Origin of the sequence: uncultured Bacteroides sp. (assembly GCF_910578895.1) — a bacterium.
Classification (GTDB): Bacteria; Bacteroidota; Bacteroidia; order Bacteroidales; family Bacteroidaceae; genus Bacteroides.
Map to the genome: position 1 here is coordinate 44,381 of NZ_CAJTSC010000026.1, position 3,462 is coordinate 47,842.

A 3,462-nucleotide genomic window follows, 5' to 3' on the forward strand; every position below is an offset into this window, starting at 1 on the left:
GGTTTCATTGGAGCTTCAAACGGTTCACCTTCCATGATGTCGATGGCTGATCCCATCATGTTACCGTCAAAATCGGCGATAAAAGGATGCGGAACGCTTTCTACCCATTCGTCCCAGTGCTTATACATTAGGTCGTTTACAATGATACCGCTGGCTTTGGGTAGGTCAGGGTAGAGGTCTACAGTACGTTGGCCGTACTTTACTTGTGAGATGAAAAGAATCTTTTTGCCGTCCGGCGAAAAAGAGAATCCTTCTATGTCTCCTTTGAAATCGGAGAGAATACGGCGTTCCGTTCCGTCGGGGTTCATTTCCCAAATCTGGTTTCCGCCGCTTTCGTTACTCAGAAAGGCAATCTTGTTTCCGTTCTTTATCCATTGGGGGTCGCCTTCGTTCCATCCCGTCTGTGTGAGCTGGGTATTGTTTTTCCCATTGGCATCCATGACATAAATCATGCGGTGGCTTTTGTTTTCGGCCACGCTGTAGTAGGCTACGGTGTAGGCTATCTTTTGCCCGTCGGGTGATACACTCAGACTGCCTATGCGTCCCATTGCCCACAGGGCTTCGGGGGTGAGGCGGCCGTCCTTGATGGTTATCTCTTGCTTGCCTATAATGGGCTCGTAGCCCTGTCCTTCCTGCTTCACTTCGGCACAGGAGGAAGCCAGCATAAGTGCTGCTGCCATGATGGTTGCGCTTGATTTGTTCATATTTAAAAGTTGTGTTTAGATAATTGATTGATTGCAAAAATACGTATAAAAGCCGGTGATATGAAATGTTTCGGCATATTTTGTTTGCTTTAAGAAGTTTATGTTCCCAAAGATACAATCGTTAGAAACCTAGTGGGGAAGACGCTGGATAGGATTATAAGGTTATAAGTAACTTTCCAAGGATTATTTTGATTGTTGATGCGTTTGCGTTTTCCGGACAAATGTACGAAATCAACCGCATGTGGCAAAGAGTTTTCATGGTTATTCCTGTCAGTAAAGGGCAAAAAGAAAGTGGAGGCAATCACTTTCAATACTGAAAAGTTTGTCTCCACTGGTTATTTAAATAATATGGTACGAATTTTTATCTTTTCCCTTTGTTCATTCTTTCCTGTTGCAGACGTTCCTGCTCCTTTTGCAATGCTTCCAGCTTCGCCATCAGTCCGCTGCTTCCCGGCTTCCGTCCGTTTTTCTGAAGTTGTTCTTTACGTGCTTCCAGCATGGCGAGCAATATCATCGTATGTGGACAAGTCTGGAGCCCACAAGAAACTTTGTTGACGCAACTCAATCGCGTTGGGCACGAAGAAGAACAAGGCCATGAACACTGGCATTTGTATCAGCATGGGAAGGCAGCCTCCCATAGGGCTTACTCCGTATCTGCTGTAAAGTGCCATAGTTTCCTGTTGCTTTTTCAACGCGTCTTCCTGTTTGGGATATTTTGCGTTGATTTCGCTGATGTACGGTTTTAAGACGCGCATCTTGGCAGAAGACATATACGATTTATAAGTAGCGGGGTAAACCAGCGCCTTGACGATGATAGTCATCAACAACAGCACCACGCCCATGCTTAATCCCAAGCCTGAGAGCCAGTCGAACAAATTGATAGTGAACCAGCGGTTTATCCAGCGGATAATGGGCCACCCTAGATAAACTAAATCTTCCAGCTCCAAATCTTTTTGGGAAAGGCTTAGATCATTACTGCTTTGCAACGTCTTGAAATGGTTCGGACCGAAATAGAATTGCATATCAGTAGATTGCTTTCCGGTAGGGTCAAAGAATGTAGTCATGTTGGCAGTATAGTTCTTCATGTATCCGCTTCCTTCCTGTTGAGGGATAGAGGATAAAGATGCATTGTTGAAGTCTTGATCCGCAACAAGCACGCTTGAGAAGAACTGGTTTTTGAAAGCAATCCAGTCCAGACGTTCACCCACTTCCTCTTTTTCCTCTTTCATTTCGCTCAGATAGTCCGAACTTTTTCCTACGGGTTTGTAAGTGAGCGAAGTGTAACGTTGCTCGAAGCTGAACCCTTTTTCAAGTTGGCGGGCACGCTGGTGCCAGTTGATATTAACTGTATTCAGGGCAGGAGGGAAAAAATTCTGCATGCCGTTTGCACGAATAGTGAAGTTCACCATATAAGCATCCGGCAAAAGTTTGTAATCGAAATCTATGTAGCCACCGTTGTTTGCTGCCAGACGCATGGTTACAGTGCTGTCTGTTACGTTGGTGGGTTGGAAATACATGTCCTCGGTCAGAATGTTTTCATTTTTTCCTTCAAATGCGAAATTTAGTCCTGAGTCCTTTGAATCGAACAAAGTCAAGGGCTTGCCGTCCTGTCCGTTATAGTCTTTCAATGTGGCTGCACATACTCGTCCGCCTTTGTTGATGAAAGTCAGTTTTACTACATTGTTTTCCAGTGTCGTCAGCTGTTCCGTACCTTGGCTCGCGCCATAGAACATGGAGGCGGAGTCTAGATGCAATGTTGCGTTCTGACTCTGTGTCATGGCAGCCTGCGCCTGTCGTTCGGCCTCTTTCTGGGCTATCGCCTGAATGGAATCCTGATAGTGCTTGGCATGCGCCATTTCTTCCTGGCTGGGCCGGTTGTAGATGCTGAAGCCTATCACAACTGCACCAATCAGGGCGAATCCCACTAAAGTGTTTTTGTCCATTTTTATTTGTTTACCTTATTATATTATAATTCTCGTTTTTTATTTGTCTATTGCTGCTTTGATGAATGACAAGAATAAAGGATGTGGTTTCAATACAGTACTGCTGTATTCGGGATGGAACTGAACTCCGATGAACCATTTTAATGTTGGAATTTCAATTATTTCCACCAGATCAGACTCCGGATTGATACCCGCACATTTCATTCCCGCCTTTTCATATTCCTGCTTGTAGTCATTGTTGAACTCGTAGCGGTGGCGGTGGCGTTCCTGTATGTGTTCACTTTTATAGGCTTCGAAAGTCTTTGAATGTTGGTCCAGAATACATTCATAGGCTCCCAAACGCATTGTGCCACCCATGTTGGTGATAGCTTTCTGCTCTTCCATAATGTCTATCACGTTGTGTGGTGTTTTCTCATCCATTTCACGGCTGTTGGCATCTGTATAACCTAATACGTTACGAGCAAACTCAATAGCTATGCACTGCATGCCCAAACAGATTCCGAAAGTAGGTACATTGTGCGTACGTGCATATTTGATAGCCACGAACTTGCCTTCTATGCCGCGTTGCCCGAATCCCGGACAGATAATAATGCCATCCATTTCCTTAATCTGCTCTTCTACATTGGCATCCGTCAGTTTTTCGCTGTTGATGAAGTGAATATCCGCTTTACGGTCATTGTAAGTAGCGGCTTGTGACAAGGCTTCAAGAATAGATTTATAAGCGTCTTGCAAGTCGTATTTACCTACCAATCCTATTTTTACTTTTTCTGTTGCTTTGTGACGACGATCCAGAAAATCTCTCCATGGCCCAAGGG

1 protein-coding gene and 2 pseudogenes (1 of these 3 running past the window's edge) are annotated in these 3,462 nt (G+C 44.7%); all 3 read right to left on the bottom strand.

From position 1 onward, the window contains the following. Positions 1 to 704 (bottom strand): TolB family protein (locus tag QZ327_RS08365; RefSeq protein WP_367114540.1); only part of this gene is annotated, 704 nt, incomplete at its 3' end. Positions 705 to 1,065: 361 nt separating this feature from the next. Next, a pseudogene (yidC, locus tag QZ327_RS08370) lies at positions 1,066 to 2,647 on the bottom strand (membrane protein insertase YidC). Positions 2,648 to 2,686: 39 nt separating this feature from the next. After that, a pseudogene (locus QZ327_RS08375) lies at positions 2,687 to 3,462 on the bottom strand (CTP synthase) (its annotated part continues 540 nt past the right edge of the window); the annotation flags it as partial.